This window comes from Anabaena subtropica FACHB-260, assembly GCF_014697105.1.
Lineage (GTDB): Bacteria > Cyanobacteriota > Cyanobacteriia > Cyanobacteriales > Nostocaceae > Trichormus > Trichormus subtropicus.
The window spans coordinates 53,800-79,302 of sequence record NZ_JACJRF010000013.1; the positions used below are offsets into that span (position 1 = coordinate 53,800).

At 41.7% G+C, this 25,503-nt stretch carries 23 protein-coding genes and 1 tRNA gene; 9 read left to right on the forward strand and 15 right to left on the reverse strand.

The features are described from left to right. Window positions 1-191: 191 nt before the first annotated feature. Window positions 192-2,405, reverse strand: coding sequence for a heavy metal translocating P-type ATPase (locus H6G18_RS09975; RefSeq protein ID WP_190406942.1), 2,214 nt, complete (start codon window positions 2,403-2,405; stop codon window positions 192-194). Window positions 2,406-2,842: 437 nt separating this feature from the next. On the opposite strand from H6G18_RS09975, the gene H6G18_RS09980 reads away from it, so the two are divergent. Next, entirely contained in the window at window positions 2,843-3,094 is a 252-nt protein-coding gene (locus tag H6G18_RS09980; protein WP_190406943.1) for a FeoA family protein, read from the forward strand. Window positions 3,095-3,115: 21 nt separating this feature from the next. Then, the gene (feoB, locus tag H6G18_RS09985; protein ID WP_190406944.1) at window positions 3,116-5,125 is read left to right on the forward strand and encodes a ferrous iron transporter B; all 2,010 of its coding nucleotides are present in this window, start codon (window positions 3,116-3,118) and stop codon (window positions 5,123-5,125) included. Between the two features lie 158 nt (window positions 5,126-5,283). On the opposite strand, the gene H6G18_RS09990 is transcribed toward feoB, so the two are convergent. The 10 genes from H6G18_RS09990 to H6G18_RS10035 all read right to left on the reverse strand — a co-directional run bounded on the left by H6G18_RS09990 (window position 5,284) and on the right by H6G18_RS10035 (window position 13,916). After that, window positions 5,284-6,018, reverse strand: a complete 735-nt coding sequence (locus H6G18_RS09990; RefSeq protein ID WP_190406945.1) for a carbonic anhydrase — start codon at window positions 6,016-6,018, stop codon at window positions 5,284-5,286. Between the two features lie 602 nt (window positions 6,019-6,620). Continuing rightward, window positions 6,621-7,352 carry a carbonic anhydrase gene (locus H6G18_RS09995; protein ID WP_190406946.1) on the reverse strand — a complete coding sequence of 244 codons (732 nt, stop codon included), beginning with the start codon at window positions 7,350-7,352 and terminating at the stop codon, window positions 6,621-6,623. Window positions 7,353-7,486: 134 nt separating this feature from the next. Continuing rightward, window positions 7,487-8,227: an ABC transporter ATP-binding protein gene (locus tag H6G18_RS10000; RefSeq protein ID WP_190406947.1), complete on the reverse strand. Its 741-nt coding sequence runs from the start codon at window positions 8,225-8,227 to the stop codon at window positions 7,487-7,489. Between the two features lie 81 nt (window positions 8,228-8,308). Then, complete coding sequence (locus tag H6G18_RS10005; RefSeq protein WP_190406948.1) at window positions 8,309-9,094, reverse strand: PEP-CTERM sorting domain-containing protein; 786 nt, start codon at window positions 9,092-9,094, stop codon at window positions 8,309-8,311. Between the two features lie 243 nt (window positions 9,095-9,337). Continuing rightward, entirely contained in the window at window positions 9,338-9,562 is a 225-nt protein-coding gene (locus tag H6G18_RS10010; RefSeq protein WP_190406949.1) for an indolepyruvate ferredoxin oxidoreductase subunit alpha, read from the reverse strand. Between the two features lie 78 nt (window positions 9,563-9,640). Then, entirely contained in the window at window positions 9,641-10,855 is a 1,215-nt protein-coding gene (locus H6G18_RS10015; protein WP_190406950.1) for an ATP phosphoribosyltransferase regulatory subunit, read from the reverse strand. Beyond that, the gene (locus tag H6G18_RS10020) at window positions 10,855-11,805 is read right to left on the reverse strand and encodes a J domain-containing protein (protein ID WP_190406951.1); all 951 of its coding nucleotides are present in this window, start codon (window positions 11,803-11,805) and stop codon (window positions 10,855-10,857) included. The genes H6G18_RS10015 and H6G18_RS10020 overlap by 1 nt, the downstream gene beginning before the upstream one ends. Window positions 11,806-12,046: 241 nt before the next feature. Further along, window positions 12,047-12,859, reverse strand: a complete 813-nt coding sequence (locus H6G18_RS10025) for an inositol monophosphatase family protein (RefSeq protein ID WP_190406952.1) — start codon at window positions 12,857-12,859, stop codon at window positions 12,047-12,049. 81 nt (window positions 12,860-12,940) lie between these two features. Continuing rightward, window positions 12,941-13,522 carry a thermonuclease family protein gene (locus tag H6G18_RS10030; protein WP_242040260.1) on the reverse strand — a complete coding sequence of 194 codons (582 nt, stop codon included), beginning with the start codon at window positions 13,520-13,522 and terminating at the stop codon, window positions 12,941-12,943. A 25-nt stretch (window positions 13,523-13,547) separates the two neighbouring features. After that, window positions 13,548-13,916, reverse strand: a complete 369-nt coding sequence (locus H6G18_RS10035; RefSeq protein WP_190406953.1) for a 2Fe-2S iron-sulfur cluster-binding protein — start codon at window positions 13,914-13,916, stop codon at window positions 13,548-13,550. 106 nt (window positions 13,917-14,022) lie between these two features. Here H6G18_RS10035 and H6G18_RS10040 point away from each other — a divergent pair. The 3 genes from H6G18_RS10040 (at window position 14,023) to H6G18_RS10050 (ending at window position 15,886) form a co-directional block, all read left to right on the forward strand. Then, window positions 14,023-14,109: transfer RNA gene (locus tag H6G18_RS10040), tRNA-Ser, on the forward strand. A 764-nt stretch (window positions 14,110-14,873) separates the two neighbouring features. After that, window positions 14,874-15,461 (forward strand): tRNA-(ms[2]io[6]A)-hydroxylase, encoded by a 588-nt coding sequence (gene miaE, locus H6G18_RS10045; RefSeq protein ID WP_190406954.1) that lies wholly within the window; start codon window positions 14,874-14,876, stop codon window positions 15,459-15,461. A gap of 17 nt (window positions 15,462-15,478) precedes the next feature. After that, the gene (locus H6G18_RS10050; RefSeq protein ID WP_190406955.1) at window positions 15,479-15,886 is read left to right on the forward strand and encodes a VOC family protein; all 408 of its coding nucleotides are present in this window, start codon (window positions 15,479-15,481) and stop codon (window positions 15,884-15,886) included. Between the two features lie 84 nt (window positions 15,887-15,970). On the opposite strand, the gene H6G18_RS10055 is transcribed toward H6G18_RS10050, so the two are convergent. From H6G18_RS10055 to H6G18_RS10065, 3 genes are all read right to left on the reverse strand, one after another. Continuing rightward, window positions 15,971-18,844, reverse strand: coding sequence for a M16 family metallopeptidase (locus tag H6G18_RS10055; RefSeq protein ID WP_190406956.1), 2,874 nt, complete (start codon window positions 18,842-18,844; stop codon window positions 15,971-15,973). Between the two features lie 116 nt (window positions 18,845-18,960). After that, window positions 18,961-19,389 (reverse strand): VOC family protein, encoded by a 429-nt coding sequence (locus tag H6G18_RS10060; protein WP_190406957.1) that lies wholly within the window; start codon window positions 19,387-19,389, stop codon window positions 18,961-18,963. Window positions 19,390-19,469: 80 nt separating this feature from the next. Continuing rightward, the gene (locus H6G18_RS10065; protein WP_449224088.1) at window positions 19,470-19,979 is read right to left on the reverse strand and encodes a TIGR02652 family protein; all 510 of its coding nucleotides are present in this window, start codon (window positions 19,977-19,979) and stop codon (window positions 19,470-19,472) included. A gap of 241 nt (window positions 19,980-20,220) precedes the next feature. On the opposite strand from H6G18_RS10065, the gene H6G18_RS10070 reads away from it, so the two are divergent. The 3 genes from H6G18_RS10070 to H6G18_RS10080 all read left to right on the forward strand — a co-directional run bounded on the left by H6G18_RS10070 (window position 20,221) and on the right by H6G18_RS10080 (window position 22,778). Continuing rightward, window positions 20,221-20,751, forward strand: a complete 531-nt coding sequence (locus tag H6G18_RS10070) for a gamma carbonic anhydrase family protein (RefSeq protein ID WP_190406959.1) — start codon at window positions 20,221-20,223, stop codon at window positions 20,749-20,751. Window positions 20,752-21,081: 330 nt separating this feature from the next. Beyond that, window positions 21,082-21,210, forward strand: coding sequence for a photosystem II protein Y (locus H6G18_RS10075; RefSeq protein ID WP_190406960.1), 129 nt, complete (start codon window positions 21,082-21,084; stop codon window positions 21,208-21,210). A 314-nt stretch (window positions 21,211-21,524) separates the two neighbouring features. Further along, the gene (locus tag H6G18_RS10080; protein ID WP_190406961.1) at window positions 21,525-22,778 is read left to right on the forward strand and encodes a bifunctional folylpolyglutamate synthase/dihydrofolate synthase; all 1,254 of its coding nucleotides are present in this window, start codon (window positions 21,525-21,527) and stop codon (window positions 22,776-22,778) included. 64 nt (window positions 22,779-22,842) lie between these two features. On the opposite strand, the gene H6G18_RS10085 is transcribed toward H6G18_RS10080, so the two are convergent. Then, window positions 22,843-24,141 (reverse strand): ABC transporter substrate-binding protein, encoded by a 1,299-nt coding sequence (locus tag H6G18_RS10085; RefSeq protein ID WP_190406962.1) that lies wholly within the window; start codon window positions 24,139-24,141, stop codon window positions 22,843-22,845. A 228-nt stretch (window positions 24,142-24,369) separates the two neighbouring features. Between H6G18_RS10085 and pilM the strand changes: the two genes are divergently transcribed. Next, window positions 24,370-25,476, forward strand: a complete 1,107-nt coding sequence (gene pilM / locus H6G18_RS10090; RefSeq protein WP_190406963.1) for a type IV pilus assembly protein PilM — start codon at window positions 24,370-24,372, stop codon at window positions 25,474-25,476. Window positions 25,477-25,503: the final 27 nt, after the last annotated feature.

Genomic DNA, 25,503 nt, shown 5'->3' on the forward strand with positions numbered 1-25,503 from the left:
GAAAAATAGTATATTAGTTTATAAGAATACGCAATGTGCAACTTTCCCTGAAACCTAACCCCCAACCCCTTCCCTACAAGGGAAGGGGAGAAAGAATCAAAACTTCTCCCTTTGCAAGGGAGAGGTACTCTAGCGAGAAGCCGCTCCGCGTCTTTGGAGAGGGGTTTTAAGAATTGCAATGTATCACCGTTCTACCTCGGCGGGTCTTTGTGCATGAGGGGACGTAAACCATTTAACCCGGCTGCAATTGCTGAACCATTATGAACTACAGTTGCCGCTAGGGGATGCAGTCCTACGGTGGTCGCTAGTCCTAAAGCGGCTAAATTGGGAACAACGGCTAAACCGATATTTTGTTTAATTACTGCTTGGGTTTGACGAGCGATCGCTATTGCTTCGAGAAAACTAGTTAAGTTATCATCCATCAAGACAACATCGGCTGTTTCTCTTGCCACCTCAGAACCACTACCAAAAGAAATGGCGACATCTGCATAGGCTAGGGCGATGGAATCATTTAAGCCGTCGCCGGTAAACGCTACGGTTTTACCTGAATTATGTAATTTCTGGATGATTTCGGCTTTTTGTTCGGGAAATGCTTCTGCATGGACTTGGGACAGGGGAAGATGCAATTTTTCAGCAACCGCTATAGCCCTTTGCTGATTATCCCCTGTCAGCAGATGTATTTCCATGCCGTATTCGGTTTGCAGTTTCTCAATCACGGCTGGACTTTCTCGGCGCAGGGGATCTGTGTAATAGATTACTCCTTGGAACTGCTGATTTACTGCCACATACAGTAAAGAATCATGGGCAGAGATGCGACAATTGAGGTGCTTTGGACAATCTGCATGATTGCAACTATGTGGCTCATAAAGACAATCGAGGAGAATGCCACACTGACGCAAAAAGCGATCGCTCCCTACTATAACTTGCTCACCGTCAATTTCTGCTCGTACACCTAAACCAATTTCATACACAAATTCTTGCCTGGGCAGAATTTCTACATTTTGTCTGTTGGCGTAGCGTACCACAGCTTCGGCGACTGGGTGAGTCAAGCGTTGTTCGGCTGCGGCGGCCAGTGCTAACAGTCTTTGGGTAGATATTCTCCCTGTTACCGTCTCTACCTCTACAACTTCAATATCGCCTTTAGTCAAAGTGCCTGTTTTATCAAAAACTAATGTATCTACCTGTGCTAATTTTTCCAAAGCGCGTCCACTGCGGATAAGAACACCGTGTCTAGTAGCATGGTGTAAGGCGGCTAAGAAAGTTGTCGGTATGGAAACGCGGATACCTGTCACGAAATCAAGGGTGAGGATAGATGCAGCCCTGGCAGGGTTACGAGTGGCTGCGAATACCAACCCAGAAAAAATCAGCGCTGGTAATATGGCTTTGTCGGCAATAGTTGCCGCATAATTACCCATGCGGCTATCGTGAACGGGTGCTTTTTGTACTAACTCTATACTTGCACCGGCGCGGGTAGCCATTCCCACTCGTTCAGCTTGGATGTAAATTTCTCCTTCCCTCACCAGGGTAGAAGCATAAACCGCTTCTCCCACCTGACGTAAAACTGGCATGGCTTCACCAGTTAGTTTTTGTTGGTCGATTAAAGCTTTACCCCGTAATATTTGCCCATCCACGGGGATTTGTTCACCCGGATAAACTATTACTGTGTCTTGTGGTTGTACGTCTGTGGCGAGGACGTGTTTTTTCTGCCCATCTGCTTGTGCAATCCAAGTGTAATGTCCCAAAGAAGCGAGTAAATCGGCGGCGTGATTTTCCGTAACTCTAGCGGTGCGATCGCGGATCATATCGCCAATTTCATGTAGCATCATCACCAAAGCTGGTGTTAATAGGTTTCCTTGGGCAGAAGTGAGAGCGATCGCTATAAAATCCAGACAATCTATATTTAATTTTCCTTTTTGAGTGATGCTAGTATAAGCGCGTTTAGCAATCGGTAAAGCTGCAAATGCCACCGTCGCTGCAATCATTACTCTGGGAATGGGAAAACCTAAACCCAATAAAGCTAACAGCGTAGCAAAAGCTGGTAACTTCACCCCAGCATCATCTGTTTGTCCTAATTGTTGACTGTTAACTGTTGACTGTTGACTGATTCTAGCCTCGTGCAGCAAACATACTAAATAAGCTTGCATTAACTCATCACTGCTACTAGATAGTTGATATTTAATAGCAACAGAAGTAGCCCAAAAATTAACACGTACTTCTAAAATGCGACTGTCAGATTTTAGTAACTCTTGCAGATTTTGGGCATAGTAGGGGTCATGGGCTAACAAGGGAACGCGAAGTCTTATTCTCCCTGGAATTTTATGTACCACACTATATTTGATTCCCGCAATGATACTTGATTCCTGAGATACTCGCTGACTGGTTTCCGGCTTGGTGGCGATCGTCATGATTTCCCCCTCCTGGTGATGTAGCGATGTGATGGGTGGGAATTCATCCTGATAGAGATTTCCAAATCCCACGAAATAGTTATGTCAAGTCAAGCCCTTACGAGGAATCTAACTGTGAACATAAGTCTATTTAATACCGTTGCTGATTAATTTCTCCCCAACGCAATTATTTTTAAAGATTAGGTTAGGACAAAAACAGCACCCATTCAGATGTTTGCTATTTACTCAAAATTTTTCCGATTTTTTATTAAATTTATTCAGAAAGAATTTAATTAAAAATTATTCTCAATAAACTTGAATAATATACTCGCTTAATTGCTAATATACATAAGTATCTTAGCTCAAATCTTCATCAGCAAACGCTGCAAATGAAACAACTGAGAGAACAGTATTGCTGTTGAATAATGTGTGGCCATTGTCAAGGGGTAGCATGAGTTATGAAACTATCAATGGTAAAACCTGGGCAAACAGTGACTATTGCCTCAATTAGTACAGATGAACCTGGATTAGTCCGACGACTAGAAGCAATGGGTTTCAAAGAAGGGCAACAAGTAAAAGTACTCCGCCAAGCTTGGTGGAACGGCCCCCTACATCTACGAGTGGGATTGACCACAGAAGTGGCGATGCGACGACATGAAGCTGAGGGAATTCTTGTCAAAGGAATAGGGGCAATAACTAATGACTATTGACTATTGACAAAGAGGTATTAAATGACACATTGCCATGATTCAAGTTCGGGACTTGGCACACTGGTGAATCAGCCTGGGGTGCAGAGAGTGGCCGTTTTAGGAATGCCCAATGTTGGCAAATCTACATTATTTAACCGGATTACCGGGGCGGGTGCATTTGTAGGCAATTGGCCTGGTGTAACGGTTGACCTGTTAAAGGCTGAGGTAGAGTTAGATAGTCGGAAAGTCGAGTTTATTGACCTACCAGGAATTTATGATTTAGAGGGCTATTCTGAAGATGAGCAGGTGGTGCAAACATTCTTTAGTACTTGTCCAGTAGATTTAGTGCTGGTGATTCTCAATGCGGCGCAAATCGATCGCCAGATTCGTCTAGTCTTACAAGTAAAAGCCCTGGGAATGCCTGCTGTAGTGATTCTCAACATGGTAGACGAAGCAAAGCATTTTGGCATCAAAATAGATGAACATAAACTAGCGCAGAAGCTAGAGATGCCTGTAGCTTTGGTGAGTGCTAAGTATGGTCATGGTTATGCTCATGCCATGCGTAAAATCAGTCAAAAATTAGCTGAAAATCAAGCATCTATCGCCCCGGAAGAATTGCAGCAGCAGATTCAAACACATCGACAAATTCCAGAGTCACAAGTTCACGAAACTCTAGAAAGCACTGTGGAAATGCCCTCTCAGTTGTTCAAAACAATAACTGAGCGATTAGATGGGTTATTTTTGCATCCATTTTTAGGACTACCCCTATTTTTCCTGTCGATTTACTTAATGTTTGAATTCGTCTGGCTGATAGGGTTGCCATTACAAGATGTAGCTGATAGCATCACAAGCTGGTTACAGCAAGCGGCTATTGTTCCTCTAACTGCCAATTTACCAGAATTTTGGCGGGGCTTTTTAGTCGATGGGATGTATGGTGGATTAGCTACAGTAGCATCGTTCATTCCTCTGGTGGTGACTTTCTTCTTTATGATGGCGATTGTCGAAGATAGTGGCTATTTTTCCAGAGCAGCCTATATGATGGATGCCTTGATGTATCATTTCGGGCTGGATGGTCGTAGCTTTGTGTTGCTAATTATGGGGTTTGGTTGTAATATACCAGCCATTATGGGAACAAGAGTAATGCGATCGCAGGCTTTACGCTTACTCACTATTTTCATTATTCCCTTTGCTCTGTGTTCCGCACGGTTGACTGTATTTGTATTCATCATTGATGCCCTATTTGACCGCACTTGGGGGCCATTGGTGTTATTCTCGCTATACCTGTTCAGCTTTGTTGTAGCGCTGCTAACAGGATTGCTCATGAAAGGGCAGTTTCAAAACCAAGAACCATTTGTCATTGAACTCCCTCCCTACCGCTTTCCCACACTCAAGCAAGTATTTTTACGGGGATGGGGAGAGTTAAAGCAATTTTTGCAACGTGCCACAGGATTTATTACAGCCGGAGTAGCTGGTGTTTGGCTGTTAAGTAATTTACCTCAAGGTACAGCCAACTCGATTAGTAGTATGGGGGAAATGCTCATCGCTATTCCGATTCTACTGGGTATGGTTACGGGTGCAAATGCAGTCAAAGCTTTTATACAGCGTGCTGGTGGATGGATTGCAATTAGTGTATTAGCTATTTGGTTACTCAACAATTTACCCGGAGGTGACAATGTAAGCTACGCCACACGCATTGGTGAGTTTTTCTCACCTGTGTTGAATGCGGCTGGTATTCCCAAAGAGTTGACCATCGCTTTACTTTTCGGGTTTATTGCCAAGGAGATTTTAGTAGGTTCTCTAGCAAGCATTTACCATCTTGCTGATACCAACGCTGTGCAAGCAACTATCGCTCAGACAATTTCACCAATTCAAGCCTATAGTTTCATGCTGTTTTGCTTGCTCTACACTCCTTGTTTAGCTACAGTTGCAACTATCCGCAGCGAATCAAAAAGTATCAAGTTTACTTTGATATCTGTTGCTTATGGATTAACGTTGGCATGGGTTGTAAGTGTTTTGTTTTATCAGGGAGCAAGGTTATTAGGGCTGAGTTAGGAGCCTGAGAACTGCCAATATTTGCAGATTGGGAAATTTCATGCAACACGTTTGGAATACTACACAAACAGCGATTTTTGCTCATTTAGTTTAGAAATATTAATAAGGTGGAGATATTTACCTTGTTAATATTTCTAATTAAAAAAAACATTTTTAATTTAAGCCAAGAAACTCACCTCACCACTAGCTAAATCATAATTACCACCAGCGATTTTTAGTTTACCTTCTTTGAGCAAACCTCTTAAAATAGTCGAACTTTCTGCCAATTGTTCTGCCTGATACTGCACATTAGCAATAACAGAATTTGCTTCTAAATTACCAGTTTTATTTCTTACCCTTTCTACCGCCGGTTTGATTTCTTCCACAAAAACACCAATTCTTCCAGGTAGAGGATCACCTTTAGCTGCTGCTATAACAGCACCACATCTTGCATGACCTAAAACTACAATTAGTTGGGCGCCTAACACAGATGTAGCAAACTCTAGGCTACCTATAGCAGTTGGACTAGCAACATTACCAGCAACCCTAACAACAAATAAATCCCCAAGTCCTTGATCAAAAACAATTTCCGCAGGTACTCTGGAATCTGCACAACCAAGTATGGCTGCAAATGGATATTGCCCAACAGCAGTTTCTTGTAAACGCAATCTTGTTTGGTTAGGGTTAAGGCGCTTATCATCTACGAACCGCTTATTTCCTTCAGTTAACCTAGCTAAAGCAGCTTGTGGATTAACTGGTTGAGGTTTTTCTTTAGTATTTGATGGAGATTGAGCAACAGCAATTTCTTCTTGCCACAGTAAACTACCCACAGCACTAGCGCCAATACCAGCACCACCTATACCTGCTAATTTTAAAAAATTTCGTCGCCCAACAAATCCATTAATTCGACTCATGATATACTAACGCTCCTCAACAAAATTTAACTGAGTTGCCGTGAAAATAACTCATGAAATTAATACCCCAAGGCACTATTGAATTGATTGATAGATACAGGACTCTTAGGGTAGTAAAAAACTTAAAAGGTATTGCAACTTAGTGATATAAATCTTTGTCATTAGTTGGAATATACCAAAATTATGTCTAGCATTGGAATAAATCTATCATTGGATAAAACTATGGTTATACAATATTTTTCTCTATGAATAGCGATCGCTAGTAACCATAAGCTGTAATTGAAGATAAATTACGCCTAATGTGAATTAGGAATAATGACTCACCACTCATCACTCATTACTCATCACTCATCACTCATTACTCATTATTCATTACTCATCACTCACCACTCAATACGGTTCGGTTAACAGAGTTATCTGTTGAGGCGAGCAGGGGGTGCAGGGGGAGAATAGAAGCAGGGGAAGAGAAATTGCTTAATAATAACTCTCTTCCCTCCCCTGCCTCCCCTGCACCCCCTGCTTATCCGAACCGTATTGACTCACCACTCATCACTCATCACTCATTACTCATTACTCATTACTCATTACTCATTACTCATAAATTATGAAATAATAGAAACTTTCCCTGTATCTATATCGTAAGAAGCCCCGACAATTTTGAGTGTACCCTTTTTAATTAACTCCGCCAAAATAGTTGATTTTTGTTGTAGTTTTTCAGCTTGGTATTTAATGTTTGCAATCATTGCTGCCTCATTAATATCTTTAGATGTTGATTGTAGTTTTGCTAAAGCTGGTTTAATGCCTTCCACAACATAGCTAATCCTACCCGGCAGTGGTTCATTTTTTATACTTGCTTCCACAGCACCACATCTTCTATGTCCTAAAACCACAATTAACCGTGTATCGAGTACAGATGTAGCATATTCCAAGCTACCTATCGCCATATCACTAGCAACATTTCCAGCAACTCGCACCACGAATAAATCCCCAAGTCCTTGATCAAAGACAATTTCCGCAGGTACTCTAGAATCTGCACAGCCTAATATAGCTGCAAAAGGATACTGTGCTTTGGCAATTGATTGCAAGCGTTTCTGTGATTGATTAGGATATCTTGGTTTTCTAGTGACAAATCTTTGATTGCCATCTAGTAAAAGTTTTAAAGCTTGTTGTGAATTTACTGGATTCAGCTTGATTGATATATCATCAGCAATAGCTTGTTCTTCTTTACTTACAGTCACACTACCAACACAAGAAGTAACTGCAACAGCCAAGCTTCCCGCGCCTGCTAACCCTAAGAAATTACGACGGCCAATAAATCCATTGATTCGACTCATTAATCTACCTAACAACAGTTTTGCCGTTGCCAGAAAGATACCAAACTTAACAAAGGCAAAAGAGTACCTCTGCACACCCTTTAAGAGTTATTTAATTATTAGTCAATAGTCATTAAGTTCTCTTCTCCCCTTCCCTAATGTTTCCCTGCGCCTAAGTACAGTTCGGCTACTTTGGGGTCATGTAATAACTCTTGTCCAGGGCCAGATATGGCATCACGTCCCGATTCTAGTACATAACCACGGTCTGCCATTTCTAAAGCTTTGCGGGCATTTTGTTCGACTAGGACAATGGCTGTCCCCCCTTGGTTGACTTGTTTAATCTGCTCAAATACTTGTGTTACCAAGATTGGGGATAAGGCGGCTGAAGGTTCATCTAACACCAGCAAACTGGGTTCTAACATTAAGGCTTTCCCCATCGCCAGCATTTGGCGTTCTCCACCGGAGAGAGTACCGGCGCGTTGACGACGGCGATCGCTTAATCTAGGAAACATGGCAAATATTTTGTCTTTCAATGGTTGGATGGCATCATTGCGGATAAATGCCCCCATTTCTAAATTTTCTTCCACACTCAGGGAAGGAAAGACGTTAGCAATTTGCGGCACGTAACACATTCCCAGGCGGACGATTTGATTTGATTTGAGTCCAGCAATATTCTTGTTTTTGAAAGTAATTGAGCCTGTGTGGGGTGTCAAAAGTCCAAAAATGGTTTTTGCTAATGTAGACTTACCCGCGCCATTGGGGCCAATTACTGTCACCAATTCTCCTGGCTCAACTCGAAAATTGACCCCTTGCAAGATATCAACATCTTTAATGTATCCTGCATGGACGTTTTGAGCTTCTAGTAGAGGAGCAAAATTTTCTGCTGAACCTGACATAAAATCCTTAATTCTAAAAACTATAAAACATAGGTATTTAACCTATGTTTCTGAAAAAACTCAATTATAATTTATCCGAAATTATGTGATTTTATTCTTTTTCTTAATACGTGTTGTTAAATAGAGTCCCATTAAAGACAAAGCACCTAAGCTAGTAGGTTCTGGAACAGTAGTTGCGCTACCGATCGCAACCACCCTACCTCTTGCTTGTTCACCATTATTACCTACTTCTCCAATGTAAATATATAATGGGCTGGCTGTTGAGACTCTTTCGGTAAGTTTAAATATAATTTCACCACCATCACCTAAACTCAGAAAGCCTTTAGCTTCTTCATTAGTTATGGCATTGGCATCAAAACTACCCAGTGTAGCAATATCGTTATCAACGATACCATCTTTACTACCAAATAAATCGTCGCCTACAAAATAGTGGGCGTAGTCCACGAAAATTGAATCACCAGGATCACGCTTGCTTCCTGCCAAGAAAATAGTTCCTTCTGCGGTAAAATCAAATACATTCAACCCAGGAATTGTTTTCACATCTTCGGCATTTATAATCAACCTATCACTGATTTTGATTGCATCTAAATCAAAACCACTAAACTTACCCGGAGCGCCTCCTCTGAGACCAATGATGTCACTGACACTAATTGCAGTAATATCAAAGCCAACGCCTGAGAGATTAGCTCTATAGATAGCAGTTCCGGCGTTATTTAATAGATTTTTATTAATTATTCCTTCTAAAGGTGTAAAAGAAAGCTCGAAGGTGGCAGCTGTGGCACTTTGTGGTGATAGCAAGCTAATAGCTGCACAAGACAAACTTAATATGCAGAATTGAACATTAGGTAAGATACTTAGCCTTTTCATGAGTTCTGTTATCATTATATTGTTATGTACGGATTTATACTACTTTTGTTTAAAAAGTAGTCTAGTTAATACTTACTCTTGAGTGACTAGATAGTTTTTAATTTTCACAATAAATTTAGCAATATTTTATATTTTTTTGGTATCTAATTTAGAATTCTGTACATTTACATAAAAAAACAGGCAATCTACAACTTTGTTAGATGCCTGTTTGCTTAAGTATGTTCCCTGAGTACGTAATTGAAATTACGGAGTTTTCTGCAAATCGGGTCTTTCTTCCGGTATTATCGCCTTTTCTACTGGGCATACTTGTAGACAGATGCCACAATCAATACAAGTGGAAAAATCAATCCAGTACCAATCTGTTCCTTTGACATTTTTACCAGGGCCTTCATGAATACAAGCCACTGGACAAGCATCTACGCAGTCGGCAACGCCTTCACAGACATCAGTAACAATAGTGTGTGGCATATTCTCGATTCCCTCTCTTTTTGGACATTGGATATTGGTCAATAGTCATTAGTTTGATTGTGACTATGGACTCTGAACTTACTGACCCACCTTTTCAATTATTGGTGATCCGTCGGCTTTGATCCAAGCGATTTGGGCAATATTGCGATCGCGGGCATATTGTTTAATAGCTGCTGCATCTTGGTTACCCAAGTCTATTTCTACTCTAACTAAAGCAGCAGATTCACGTAGTTTCTGAGCATAGGCAAAAGCTGCGCCATTAGCTGTTGGCTTTTCTGGTACAACTAACCAATCACTGGCTGGGGTTTCCTGTGGTAATTGCTGAGTGGACAAAAGAACTTGATATAAGTCTTCGATATTCAGAACAAACCCAATCCCCGGAATATTTTCTCCTTGGGGATGATATAGCCCTAAAAGCTGGTCGTAGCGACCGCCACGCCCTAATACTCTAGCTTGTGACTGACTACGGCTGACAATTTCAAAGACAATGCCAGTGTAGTAGTCTATGGTTTGAATTAAGCTAAGGTCGAGAACTATGGGAAATTTACCCTCAGATTCTAATAGTTCTACTAAGGATTTGAGGTTATTTACTGCCTCTTGCTGTTCCGCATCTAAACCTAAGCTACTGACTTTCTGCAAAACATCGGCGCTGTTTCCTCGCAAATCCAGCATGATTCTGGCACGTTCGCGCAGTTCGTCAGTTAAGGGGAGAGTATCTATTGTAATGCGGTCAAGATGAGCGATCGCACTACGAACTTTAGCACGTAAATTTACCGGGAAAGCATTTAAAAGCGATCGCGTGATTCCTGCTTCGCCTAAAATTAAATGCCAATCCTGTAAACCTAGTGCAGCCAAGCAATTGCCCACCAATAGCAATACTTCTGCATTCGCCAATAGTCCACCGACACCCAACAACTCAACGCCAGCTTGATAAAACTCTTGCTGGCGATTATGTCTATTTTCCCAAATACGACGAAAGACGTTGGCATTGTAATACAGGCGTTGCGGGTAACGCAGATTTTCCATGCGCGTAACAACAGCACGAGCAATAGAAGCTGTCAACTCTGGACGCAACCCTAATTCTTCATCTTCGGAATTTTGCAGTTGAATCACCATTTGACGTTGAATTGCTTCACCCGCCATCAACGCATCCATGCGTTCCAGGGTTGAGGTGATAATTCTGTGATAACCCCAACGGTGAAACACTTGTTGTAACTTATCTTCAATCCAGCGTTTTTGAGCCACATCTAAGGGCAATAAATCTCTGGCTCCCGCTGCTGGTTGATACACCATTATTTTTTCTTCCCACCAAACAAACCACCAAATAGACCACCTCCAGATTTATCTGGCTGTTTATTGCCAGTGCTGGAAGGTGAATTGGCATTAGGACTACTAGATTGTTGACCTAAGGCCTTATCTATTTTAGGTTTCCATGTCAACGCTGTTTGATCTTTGGGGTCTAATTTTAGTGCATTATCAAAATGAATTTTGGCCATTTTCAGCTTATTTTGCTTCAAATAGACAAAAGCCAGCGAACTATGACCACGGCTACTCTTTGGTGCTATCTTCAGCGCGTCTTTTAACTCTACTTCAGCTGAGGCAAATTGATTTTTGTCAATCAAACTTTGAGCGCGACGGAGATAATTTTCTACATTTGCATCTTCTTTGGGTGGTTCTGGTGAGGGTGGTGCAGATGTGGCGTTTGGGGGTGGGGGTGTGGAGTTAACTATAGGTTTAGCTGCTGGTGGCGGTGCAGCTAAAGCTTTACCAGCAGTCCGCATGAGGTACACTAAATTCAACTCACTGATTTGGGAAATGGCGGGAATCACCTCTTTGAGAGAGTTGTATTGAGTTTCGGCAATTTTAGCGATCGCACTTTTATAAAGATGATCAATATTTGGAGCTGATGCTAGCTGTTTGGCTAAATCAGTATTCAGTTCTATGGAAGCTGATTCTTGCACCAGACGCTTACCCATTTGCGACAAAACTATCATGTACTCTGAGCGAGTTCTTTCGGCTGATAGTGTCTCATAAGCTGGATTAACCAATTTAGATAATAATTCGCTAGCTAGTTTTTTCTCTGACTCGGTAGTAATAGCACTGCTATCAGGATGTAAATGACGAGCAATTTTCAGATATCGTTTGCGGATTTCTTTTACATCCGCGTCAACAGACACACACAAGATTGCGTGATGGTCTATGAAATCATATTTAAATAATCCACGATCTATTCTTAAAGACATATAGCGGTTTTGCACCAAGGGAGCAGTAAGATTTTTTCTAGTTTACTGCGCTTACTCGGATAAACGTCAGTATTCTAGAGAGATTATTTGCTACTCTTTGGCGAATCTTTAATTTATCAACAAAACCACAAGGTATATGGCAGAGGTGAAAAGACAAAAAATCATAATTAACTTCTCAGTAATTACTCTGAGAAAGTACGTAAATTTAACCCTTGCTACACACTATTACGAATTACTTAGCTTATTGCCAAGCTGACAGTGGTGGTACTTGCATTAATGCCTGACTCAAGTTGTCGTGAAGATAACCATTGGTTGCGAGAATTCTCCCAGATTCAATTTTTAAGGGAGAACCATCGTAGGCAGTAACTTTACCACCTGCTTCTTGCAACAAAATTACCCCAGCAATTATATCCCAAGGTGCTATACCTCTCTCCCAGTAACCGTCAACACGACCACAAGCAACATGAGCTAAATCCAAAGCTGCCGAACCGCTACGCCTCACGCCTTGGGTAAGATGGGTGAGGTGACAAAATTCCGCATAGTTATTATCTGATGTTTCCCGGCGATCGTAGGCGAATCCTGTCACCAATAAGCTTTTACTCAATTCCGATGTTTTAGAAACCTGGATAGGACGACGGTTACGTGTTGCACCTAAACCAGCCGCCGCACGAAATAACTCATCATGCCAAGGGTCGTAAATCACGCCGACCTGAGGCACACCATTAATTAACAGCCCAATAGACACACAAAAAGCTGGGTATTGGTGAGCGTAATTAGTCGTCCCATCTAAGGGGTCTATTGCCCACAAATACTCATTATCTTGATTCCCCAGTTTTCCCGACTCTTCAGCCAGAATGGAGTGTTGAGGAAAGTGGCGACGCAAAACTTCTAAAACCACTGCTTCTGAGGCTTTATCGGCGGCGGTGACTAAATCACCAGGACGACCTTTTTCTGTAATCGCATCTTCCACTTTGCCCAAGTAACCCTGTAAAACCGCACCCGCAGCCAGGGCCGCTTCTGTCGCAATATCCAGAAAATTTTGTAGGTTAGTCATTTGTTCAGTTGTCAGTTGCCAGTTGTCAGTGGTCAGTCGTCATTAGTTATTCTCTCCCCTGCCCCTTTTGCCCCCTGCCTCCTAACGATTAAGACGGCGAAATTCAGCAGATGTCTGACGCATCGGTCTATCTGGGTTCCAAATACCTTGACCCATGATTCTGGCCCATTGCTGGGCGCGTTCTAGACGTTGATCATATTTGTGGTTAGGCGATCGCTCTACAAACAAAGCATACCCTTGTTTGACTACTTGTTCATTCAACAATTTGCCATCTTTCCACACATAAGCCAAAGTCCTGCCAATTGTGTCTTTTGCTTCTAGATCAAATTCCAGCATGACTGGTTTGTCTAAATCGCCTATGGATTCTTCTAAAAATTCCTTAGACTGGATTCCCCAAGGACGTTGGCGTAAATCTGGTGCATCTACACCAATTAACCGGACTTGAGAAATTAAATTTGGTTGTTCAGCCATTCCCACCACTTCCAAAGTCTGTCCACTCACTACCCGCGCTACCTTGACTTGAGTTTGGGTTGTGGCGGGATTATTGGCTTGACAACTCACCAGCAGTAATAAGCAGGTGAGAATGAGGAATGTTTGTATCCCGTTAAGAATGTGGGGAGTGTGGGGAGAAATGCAGAAAAAATTCTTCCTCTTCTTCCTCATCTTCCTCATCCCCCTCATCTCGCTATTAATCTTCATCTAACGGTAAACCCGCTTTCACTCTTCCCCTAGCAAAATAGCGCCCAAACTGAAGTTCGTAAACTTCATCTTCGTCTTGTGTTTCTACTTCTAAGTCAGAACGGGCATAACTGACGCATAACAAAGCATAACCTTGACGACGCAACTCTAGGGATAATCCCACCGCCTCCGGTTGATAAATTTCCCCGGAAAATACCTTGACAGCACAAGTGGTGCAAGCCCCATTCCGACAAGAAAATGGCAGTTCTACCCCTTGCTGTTCAGCCGTGTGCAGAATGTAGCGGTCTTCTGGTACTTGTAGGGTGTATTCTTTGCCAGTGGCGCGATCGTGTACTCTAATTGTGTGTATCTCGGACATCTTAATTCGGGATTTTGATTTGGACTTTCAGATTCATCTAAAAAATATCTCTCTTTATCATTGCATTTTCTGGAAATCCATAGTACAGTTGTAAATCGTGGCACCTGGAGAGGTGGCCGAGTGGTTGAAGGCGCAGACCTGGAAAGTCTGTTTGGGGGAAACTTCAACGAGGGTTCGAATCCCTCCCTCTCCGTTATTCACTCTAGTTTCAATATATAGTTTGAACCCAACTTCTACAAATAGTTGGGTTCATTATTTTTATTGGTATCTAAGTATTAACGTGAGTCTCCAAGGGAGGCGCACGTTAAATATTAGGCGATCGCCAAGTAATTTATTAGTGATAAAATATTGAAAATTATTTATTTTTCAATGTATACATTAATATTTGTAATTTTTAGCTACAAAAGATAAAAATGTTTTTACTTCCTAAATTTTATTGCTTCATATTATTGATTGATTACATAAACATCTTATTATCTGCAAGCCTTAATACAAGGGGGAAATACTTCTGGGAAACTGCAAAAACATCATAAAATTGTGTGTCTTGATACAATAGTTTTTAAATGGTTGTTATATGCTTTCTAAGCCCTTTACTTTTACCCTAATTGCGGAAATTTCCGCTTAATCAACACCAGAGTGTTGGGAATTATGGCTAACTGAATGCAATTTAAGCTAATCAACAGCAATGATTGTGACGTGAGCTAGGCTGTTTCCTCCGCCCTGGTGATTTATTTGTTTAATTAGTTCAAACAATTATTATTTTTTTCAATTAGGTAAGAAGTCAAAGAGTAGAGAGTTTTATTTTTCTAATTAATAGAAAAGTCACTTTTCCTTATCATCATTCCCTGTTTATTAATTCAAATAAACAAAAAAATAGCTACTCACATTACAATCAAATTGCTGGGATACTCAGCAAAGTTAAAATTTTTATATTTTTGTCGCCCTACGCTTACCTCTGTGTTACCAACTATCAATGCACTAAAGCACCCCACCAGTGAGGCTTGGATAGAACAAGCGATCGCTAACTTAGACATCATATTGCTTGATCACTCACACTGCGAACGCAAAGCTGCTGGTGTGGCGTTAAATTTTATGTTTCGCTACCCATCCAATACCAAAATGGTGAGAGAATTGACAGCGATCGCCCGTGAAGAATTAGAACATTTTGAATTGGTAAATCAGTGGCTAGAACGCCGCAATATACCTCTAGCACCCCTACCCCCGCCTCCTTACGGCGCGGGTTTAAAAGCCTCTGTGCGTCCTCAGGAACCGGAACGCTTTTTAGATTCCTTACTTGTTACCGGATTAATTGAAGCACGGAGTCATGAACGCTTGGGATTATTAGCTACACACTGTCCTGAACCAGAATTAGCCAAGTTCTATAAAGGTTTGATGGCATCTGAGGCGCGACACTTTGGTATGTATTGGGTTTTAGCAGATACTTATTTTGATCGGGAAATAGTTAGTCAACGACTCGATGAATTAGCTATTGTTGAAAGTGAGTTACTAGAAAATTTACACCCAGAACCTAGAATTCATAGTTAGTAGAATCACCAATAAATATGCTGCTACAGTTAACACATATCAGGTTGCTTGTCTCCAACTACAAAGATTGTTTTCTATTCTATCGGGATGCGCTGGGATTTATGATCGATTGGGGTGATGAAAATAGCGGTTATGCCGAGTTACATACCGGAGATTACATCAAGTTGGCTTTGTTCAGAAAAGAACTGATGGCGGAAGCCGTCCCCAGCGCCTATCAACCATCAGGGATTGAATGTCACAACAAAGTAGCCCTGGTTTTCGCGGTAGATAATGTAGATGAGTTGTATTATCACCTAAAAGACCATAACGCCATCATTGTAACTCAACCTCTAGATCGTCCAGAATGGGGACTGCGGACTGCTCATGTCCGTGATCCTGATGGTAATTTGATTGAAATCTTCAGCAATATGAGCAACGCAAATTAGCTTTTTGCTGCCTGCAATCACAATACCTCAACAAGCAGAAAATTCAGATAATTAAACCGTTATACTCAGAGATTTTCAAGTCTGTCACCTGTCCCCTGCTACAACTGTAATTTCTTCGGCTGGAACTTCTAAGTGCAAAGCAACAGAAGGCCCAGCCGTTACCACTACTACTTGATTGGGGTAGAGTAACTCACGAGCAGCTTGATTAACTTCAGCAAGGGTGACTTGCTGTATTTTTTGATTATAAGAATGCAATTCCCTGGGATCTAAGCCATGAACTTGATTCATCAAGATTTTATGGGTTAACTCCTCTGGATCTGCCAAAGAAACGTTATAGTTACCAATCAAAGTCTGTTTAGCTGTCTCTACTTCCGATGCAGTTACGCCTTGCTGATGAATTTGCTCAAGGACTTGCTGGGTACTAGCGATCGCTTTATTCGTGTCTTCAGGACTGGTTTGCATTTCAATCCAGAACGTTCCAAAATCTTTTTCGGCTTGGAAGTCGCTGTAGATACCATAAGTTAAACCTTGGCGATCGCGTACTTCCTCCCCTAATCTACTAGATAAGGTATCCCCTCCCAAAATTTGGTTTAACACTAGCGCTGCGTAAAACCTGGGATCTTGACGCTTAATTCCTGTATAACCTATGTAAGTAATAGCTTGAGTCTTACCGGGTAGAATGGGATTTACTCGTATGATATTTTTTGGTAGTGATACCTGGGGATAATTTATATTTGGGGGATTCCCACTAGCTTGCCAATCACCAAATTCTGCTTGAATGAGCGATCGCATTTGAGCTGGTTCAAAATTTCCCATCAGCACCAGCACTGTAGTATCTGGACGATAATATTTTTTGTTAAAAGCAATCACATCTTGACGGCGAATCTTACGTAGACTCTGCACTGTCGGAAAGGTATGTAAGGGATGTTTTTTCGGGTATATCGATTGCAAAAAAATTTTTCTAGCAACTTCTGCGGGATCGTCTAATTCCATTTTTAGTGAAGTTAAAGCCTGTTGCAGATTTAGATCGAGTTCTTTTTGGGGAAATTTACTATTCTTCAGCCCATCGGCTAATGTCTGAATCAAAACGGGAAAATCTTCAGCTAAACTATCGCCTTGAATACGCATACCGTTGCGATATGCGGCAAAATCTAAAGTAGCCCCTCTGTCATCTAAAGTTTTAGCCAGAGTCAAAGCATTTTTAGTTTTAGTACCACTCATCAAGCTATCTGCAACTAAAGAAGCCAACCCAGCTTGTCCATCTGGATCGAATTCTGTACCTGCTTTGATGTAACCACTCAAGGTGACAGTAGGTGTACTCTTATCAGCCAGTAAAAATACCTCTAAACCATTAGCTAAGGTAAACTGCTGTGGTAAGCGTGCTTGATGGTTCTGTTGAAGAGTATCTGTTGTTTCATCTAGAGAGGGTAAATACTTCATCACCTCCGATGATGTCACAGATGAGTCGCTATTGAGATTTTCTTGAGTATGCTTTGCTGGCTTTTTGCTACCAATTTCTTTCTGTTGGGTCAATTTTGGCACAAACAATCCCACTTTCCCATAAGATTTTGGCAAATATTTGTTGATTACCCGCACCACATCTGCTGATGTTACTTGCTCAATAGCTGCTAAGTAGTGGTCTGTAAAGCGATAATCACCAGTAGTTGTTTCATCATTGCCTAACTGGGTCGCCTGATCAGTGATAGTACGGTTACTCAAAATAATAGCAGCTTCTAACTGTCTTTTGGCTCTAGCTAATTCCTCTGCTTTGACACCAGTACGAGACAGATTAGCGATCGCTTTATTCAATACGGATTCAATTTTACCTAAATCTTGGTCTGGATCTGCCGTCACCAACAACTCATACCAACTAGCCTGTTGCAAGCCACCGACTGAAGCTGCTACTTCACTTGCTAAACCTGATTCTACCAACGCTTGATAAAGTCGAGAATTTCGTCCCTCCGTCAAGATATAATCTACAACCTCCAAAGCCGGTATATCTGGGTGATTCACCTCTGGTAGCGGATAAATCACTTGTAACAGCCCCGCAGCCCCTGGTTCTCGTAAAACTATGGGGCTGCTGAATGCTGAATGCTGAGTGGGGATGTTGACTGTTGACTGTTGACTGTTGACCGATGACTGTTGACTCTTCGGTATGTTTCCAAATATTTCTTTTACCGTTGCCAAGGTTTTTTCAACTTGGCAATCGCCGACAATTATCAAGACTGCATTATCAGGACTGTAAAAGTTCTGATAGTATTTTTGTACTTGCTCAACTTGGAATTTTTCTACATCTGCTTTAGTACCACCTACAGGTAAGCCATAGGGATGATGAGGAAACACGGCTTGCATAACGGCGCGATTGAGGCGGTATTCTGGGCTATTTTCGTAACCCTGTAATTCGGAAATGACTACCCGCTTTTCACTGGCTAATTTCTCAGTATCAATTAGCGCGTTTTGCATTCTATCTGCTTCCAAAACTAGCAGCGCTTTCAGTTTATCTCGTTCTACCGTGCCGTAATATGCTGTTTGGTCATAGCTAGTGAAGGCATTTGAGTCACTACCTAAAGCACTAAACAACCGCCCAAATTGAATGGGACGGCTTTCTGTGCCTTTAAACATCATGTGTTCTAATTGATGGGCAATACCGTTGACTCCCGGTTCTTCGTGACGTGAACCAAACTTGTACCAAACCTGTACACTCACAATCGGTACAGTAGGTACTTCCTTGATTAATACTGTTAAACCATTGTCCAACACTGTCTTGTGGACGTTTTCAGTTACTTTAAATTGATGGGGATTTTTCGCCACTAATGTTGCTTGGGAATTAACTCGGTTCAACGTAGTTCTGTATTGACTTTCAGCAGGTTTACTACTGAAAAATAATACCGTAACTAAAGAAATACTCAACAATAACACATAAAAACGGTAACGACACCAGATAGACAATGCAGACATTTATTTGGTAGATATGCTGAGTTTATTGATTTTTTATTAACAAGACCAGTTTAATCCTTATTATGTGTGTGTTACATAAATAACACTATTTTTGTATATAAAAATACAATATAAACTTAGTTAAGTTTAGCTAAAACTCTAATAAATTCTAATGGTAAGCCATCAGTGTCAGCAATAAAAGCCACTTCAAAAATGCGATCGCCTATTTGTTGCTGTGTCGGTTCTAAAAGTATCTTTAACGGTGAAAGTTCTTCAACTTGTGACACACGTTCTTGTAAATTTGTCAACCACTTAGGTAAATCTGGCGTAGTCTCCGTGAGATCAAATGATAGATGATAATAGCCCACATAATGCTCGTCTGCAAAAGCATCTGGGGCTGGTTTTGGTTCAGGAATTTGGATCAGTTCAATTCTGCCGTTCAAGCCCTCCATCCAGCAAGCCAGGGTATAGCCTGTAGTGAAGCGTTCACAAACCGTAAACCCTAGTGTTTCATAAAAGGCGATCGCTCGATGGATATTCGCAGTCCGAATAGAGGCGTGGTGCATAATTTTGTTAGTTGTTCGTGGTCAGTGGTCAGTGGTCAGTTGCTGATAACCACTGACTACTAACTACTGACCACTGACTCTTATTCAAATAATCGAAAATAAGGGTAGCGCACAGGAACACCCGGTTCTTTATCCAAATCAAAATTAATCACTTCCCAACAAGGGTCATCTGTCGAGTCGGGACTAAATTCTACAGGTAAGCCGTATAGTCTCGCCGATGAGGTTTCTGGCTGTCCAGAACGCCAAGGTGTGCTGCGTTCTAAATAACCACTCATCAATTCCTGATAACGCTTGGCAATGACTACCCTTGTAGCTCGGTAGCCTTGGGTATATAGCTTATCTAGTGCTTCGTGGATTTCAAACCGAATGCCATCGGGATGAGTATGCTGTCGATACCATTCATTGTTCCATCTGCGCCAATGACGACCAGACTGTAGATGAACTAGCTCTCCCGTTTTGGGATTAGCTTCAAAAGCGCCATGACGAGGACACAAATAGGTATCAGTCAGTGTCAGCGCCGGAATCGTTTGGCGACAATGGGGACACTGAATATCAGGGCCAAATATAGGGTACTGCAAGCCTGGATTCATCATGAAGTGCGTACAAACATAGTTTCGTATTCACCAGCACCAGTGGGTTAGATTTTACACTTCGGCTCCACCATTCTGGGGGACTTGTCTTTGCTACACAGATACAGTGTTACAGCAAAAACAATTTTCACCGTTGTCTTCCTCAAATTAGAGGTTAGAGACTGTGATATTCTGGTTTTGCAACCAGCCTCCAAGGATGGAGTTATTCCAGTGTTCCTGGGTACCATATTCATATTCTATCGTGTCTACCACTTCTTACTGGCCTTCTCCCGATTTTTCTCACGCCGCCTTCATTGCTGCCAATGCTGTTGTCATGGGTTCAGTAAAAATAGCAGCAGGAGCAAGCATTTGGTACGGAGCAGTAGTTAGGGGAGACGTGGAAAGCATTGACATTGGTGAATGCACGAATATTCAAGATGGAGCCATTTTACACGGTGATCCTGGTTTGCCAACAGTGTTGGAAGATCATGTAACTGTAGGACACCGGGCTGTAATCCATTCTGCCCATATTGAGCGCGGCTGTTTAATTGGCATTGGCGCAGTAATTTTAGATGGAGTTCGCGTAGGCGCTAGTAGCATCATAGGGGCTGGATCGATAGTAACAAAGAATATACCCCCCTTATCCCTAGTTGTGGGTGTTCCCGGCAAAGTTTTACGTCCCATCACCCCAGAAGAAGCCGCAGACCTGATTGAACACGCCGAACGTTACAAAAAGTTAGCATTAGTTCACGCTGGCAAGGGTAGCGATATTGGATTTTATCCGAAGGAGTGAAGCAGGGGGAGCAGGGGAGCAGGGGAAGCAGGGGAAGCAGGGGAAGCAGGGGAAGCAGGGGAAGCAGGGGAAGCAGGGGGAGCAGGGGAAGCACAGAATAACTACAGAATAACTATGGACTAATGACAACTAACCCTCCGGGTTCGCCAGTTACTCATGGGGGAAACCCCCAAGACCGTACTGGCTCACAACTGACAACTGACAACTGACAACTGACAACTTTAACCTTTCTTTACAAATTTATGTAGAAAAATTGCCCACTTCAGCTAAAAATAAAAATGGGAACAGTTGACAAAAATTTAATTTCTACGTGATAGAGGGGTTCTAGATATGGATAATATAGATTTTCGTGTAGCGATCGTTTTAGCGCCAATTGTAGTTGCTGCGAGCTGGGCTGCTTTTAACATTGGTGCTGCTGCTATAAGACAAGTGCAAAACTTTTTGAACAGAGAAGCTTAAATCTCGGTTAACAATCTTAACTCTGAACCGACTGTTCTCTTTACCGAGACAGTCGGTTTTAATCTGATTACTGAAAAGAGCCAGGAGACAAGGAGAAAATAAAAGGTAATGATTTTTTACTCCTCACTCCCAATACGGTTCGGATAAGCAGGGGGTGCAGGGGAGGCAGGGGAGGGAAGAGAGTTATTATTAAGCGATTTCTCTTCCCCTGCTTCTATTCTCCCCCTGCATCCCCTGCTCGCCTCAACAGATAACTCTGTTAACCGAACCGTATTGTCCCCACTCCCCACTTCCCATTCCCCATTCCTCATTCCGTGAATATCGATTTCCTACTGCAAGCATTCCACCATTTTGGCGTTAATCTCGGACTTTCGCGCATTGTCAAATTGTTAGCCAATCTGGGAAATCCTCATCAGCGAGTTCCCATAATTCATGTTGCTGGTACAAATGGCAAAGGTTCTGTTTGTGCTTACCTTTCCTCTGTGCTGACGGAGGCTGGTTATCGTACAGGGCGCTATACTTCTCCTCATTTAGTCGATTGGACAGAACGTATTTGCCTGAATGAACAGCAAATTGCTCATGATGAATTTTGTAAATTAATACTAGAAGTTCAAGCGGCTATTAGCCTTGATGATGAATACCCGACTCAATTTGAAGTTATTACAGCAGCAGCTTGGTTATATTTTGCCCAACAGCAAGTTGATGTCGCAGTGATAGAAGTAGGATTGGGTGGACGGTTGGATGCTACGAATGTCATTTCTAATCCTCTGGTGACAGTAATCACTTCTATTAGCCGAGAACATTGGCAACAATTGGGGCCGACTGTGGCTGATATTGCTGGGGAAAAAGCGGGGATTCTCAAGCCTGGCTGTCCATCTGTAGTTGGGATGTTACCGCCAGATGCAGAAAAAGTAGTGCGATCGCGCGCTCAAGAATTACAATGTCCCTTAATTACGCCTCAACCTGCTCGTCAAATCTCTCCCAAATTAGCAGAATATCAAAGTATTCAAGATTCAAACTTAATTAAATATTCTCTACCTTTAGAGGGACAAATCCAACTAACTAATTCCGCTTTGGCGTTAGCAGCTTTAGAAATTCTGCAACAACAAGGTTGGCACATTTCCCAGGAAGCCATTATTAACGGTATGGCAAAAACTAAATGGCCAGGGCGAATGCAATGGATTAATTGGAAGAACCATAAACTGTTAATTGATGGCGCACATAATCCGGCGGCGGCTCAAATATTACGTGATTATGTAGATACTGTGAATACTCAAAATATAACTTGGGTAATGGGAATGTTATCTACTAAAGATCATGCCGATATTTTTCAAGCTTTATTAAGACCAAATGACCAATTATATCTAGTACCAGTACCTGATAATAATTCAGCAAATCCAGAAGTTTTAGCCAAGCTAGCTGATGCTATTTGCCCACAATTAAATGCTTGTCAAAGTTACTCAAATTTATCATTAGCCCTAGAAGCCGCTTTTAACTCAACAAATAACTTAGTAGTTTTATGTGGTTCCCTTTATTTAATCGGTCACTTTTTAGGGACTAGAAGTTAGAGATCCCAGGTGAAAAATTAGAGACTAGGGAATAGGTAATTCGTAATTTCCTATTCCCTATTTCCTAACGATTATTCCATTCTTGCGCTGCATCTTCTACAGCTTTGTCTACCGTTTTTTCTCCTAACATGGCTGCTTGTAGATTTTCATAAATTGCCTTTTGCAGTTTCTTAATGTCCTTTAAAGCAGGAGTTAAAACTTCTGCTTGTTGTAGTTGTTGTGCGCTGACAACTCGTGCTTTCTCCACAGTTGAAGCATCAGCAGAAACATCTTTGAAGTAACTATCAGCCAGTGCTTTAGTTGTCGATGGTAAAACATTTGCAGCTTTAGCAAAAGCTAATTGATTTTCATCATTGGTGACAAATAGAGCAAATTTCACAGCCGCATCAGGTTGTTTGGTGTCACGGGGAACAACGATATTCATCACAGCCACATTTTTCTTACCCGTGTCGCCAGTGAGTTGGGGGGAAATCGCCGAAACTTGAGCAATTTTTGGGGCGTTAGTGGCGATCGTTTTCAGGAATTCTGGGCCAGAAGCGAGGAAGGCTGTTTCACCAGATTGATATAAATCAATTGCATGACGATGACCTTGAGTCAGTGCTTCTCTAGGTAATAAGCCTTTTTTATAAAGGTCTACCCAATACTGAAATGCGGCTTTACCTGCTGGTGAATTAAATGCTGCTTTACCCTCAGTGTCTACTAGGGTGGCTCCCATCTGCACAAAAGACTGTAAAACTTCACCGGAATCTTGCGGTACAAAAGTAACAAAAAAGGCGTATTTCCCAGTCTTATCTTTAATTTGTTGCGCCGCTTGTGCTAATTCTGCGTAAGTAGCAGGTGGTTTACTGATACCTGCCTGTTTTAATAAATCGGTGTTATAAATGGTTAACCTCGTTGTGAGGTACCAAGGAACGCCAAAACTTTTGCCATTCAGAGTGCTGGCTTTCCAGATGTTCGGAAGATAGGAGGAACGGGCTTCTTGTGGGACTTTTGTATCCAAATCTAACCAAGCATTTCGTCCTGCTAGTTGAGAAGCAAAATCTGGATTGAGGTTAACAACATCAGGTGGCGTTTTTGCGGAGACAGCTGTTAAAATTTTGTTCTCCATTGCCGCCCAAGGTACATCTACCCAGTTCACCTTTACACCTGGATTTTGCGTTTCAAAATTCGCAATCAGACTTTGGAAGTAGTTAGTAAATTGAGGTTGGAGTTGCATAGTCCAAAACTCAATACTGGCTGTTCCCGAAGTAGTTTGTTGTGTGTTTGTATTAACGGTTCCTGTGCTGCAACTGACTATCCAACTGGTTATTAAACCAAGCATTGCACAAGCAACAAATTTTTGAAATTTTTGCAATTGAATCATCTTCCCAGTATTTTTACGCTTGCTTAGAGACAAAAGCTTATGCAGAATTGTCGAGATTATAGGCTAAATCAAATCGCTTTGTAGAGTCATTAGTTCTTAGTCATTAGTTCTTAGTCCATAGTCATTAGTCCGTAGAGACGTTGCATTCAACGTATATTAATCGGTAGCCACTAGTGACTACTTAAGTAAATTTTAAATTTTCAATTTAGCAGTTTGGTGGTCATAGCTGTGGTGAAAAGTTTCAGTAGTCTGTTTGGTAAATCTCATAGAGGGGTGGGTGTAGAAATTGCACCAGAACGGGTGAATGTAGTTCAACTACGCAAGCAGCGCCAAGGCTTGAAACTCGAATCTTTAACATCAGTACCAGTTCCCGAAGGGATTGTCTCTGATGGTCAAATCAACGACCCCCCAGCAATGGCTCAATTAATTCAGCAGGCGCTGGCTGAAAGCAAAATCAAAGTATCTCGTGTAGCAACTGGTGTACCAGGAAGAGATTCTATTGTCCGCATCATCCCTGTACCAGCAGAGTTAGATGATAAAGAATTACGGGATATGGTGTTAAATCACGAAGCAGGGTTGTATTTACCCTATCCTCGAGAGGAAGCTGATGTAGATTATCAAAAACTTGGGTACTTTGTAGATGAGGATGGCATAGAAAAAGTACAGGTACTGTTAGTTGCTACCCGTAAGGAGGTGACAGATACATATATTAGTACTTTTGAGCAGGCAGGCTTACAAATTAGCGTTTTAGAAATCAATAGTTTTGCCTTAATTCGGACAATTCGTGATCAACTACGACAATTTGGGCCACAAGAAGCATCGGTACTAGTTGACATAGAGTTCGACAGTACAGAAATTGCCATCATCATTAACGGAGTACCACAATTTTCTCGTACAGTCCCCATTGGCACTTATCAAATGCAAATGGCATTTGCTAGGGCAATGAGCCTACCTACATCACGAGACATGGAAATGTTACAGGGAATGGTAATTCCTGTAAATTCTGGAGATAGTGATAAAACCGGGATGACAGAAACTGATCCTGGCATGGCTGGCGTATTGCGAATCTTGGGAGAACTTACAGATGAGCTACGCCGTTCTATCGATTTTTACTTAAATCAAAGTGAAAACTTAGAGATAGCACAAATTTTATTAGGTGGGCCTGGCGGTGGGCTAGAACAACTAAATGAGTTTTTTACTCAACGCTTAAGTATTCCTACTAATCAAATAGATCCTATCGGGTCTTTGTCCTTGGAAGTTGATGCAGAAAAGTATCCCTCTGCACAACGATCTGGTTTAGGAATAATCCTCGGTTTAGGGATGCGGGAGGTGTGATAGCAATTCAAAATTCACTCATAGCCT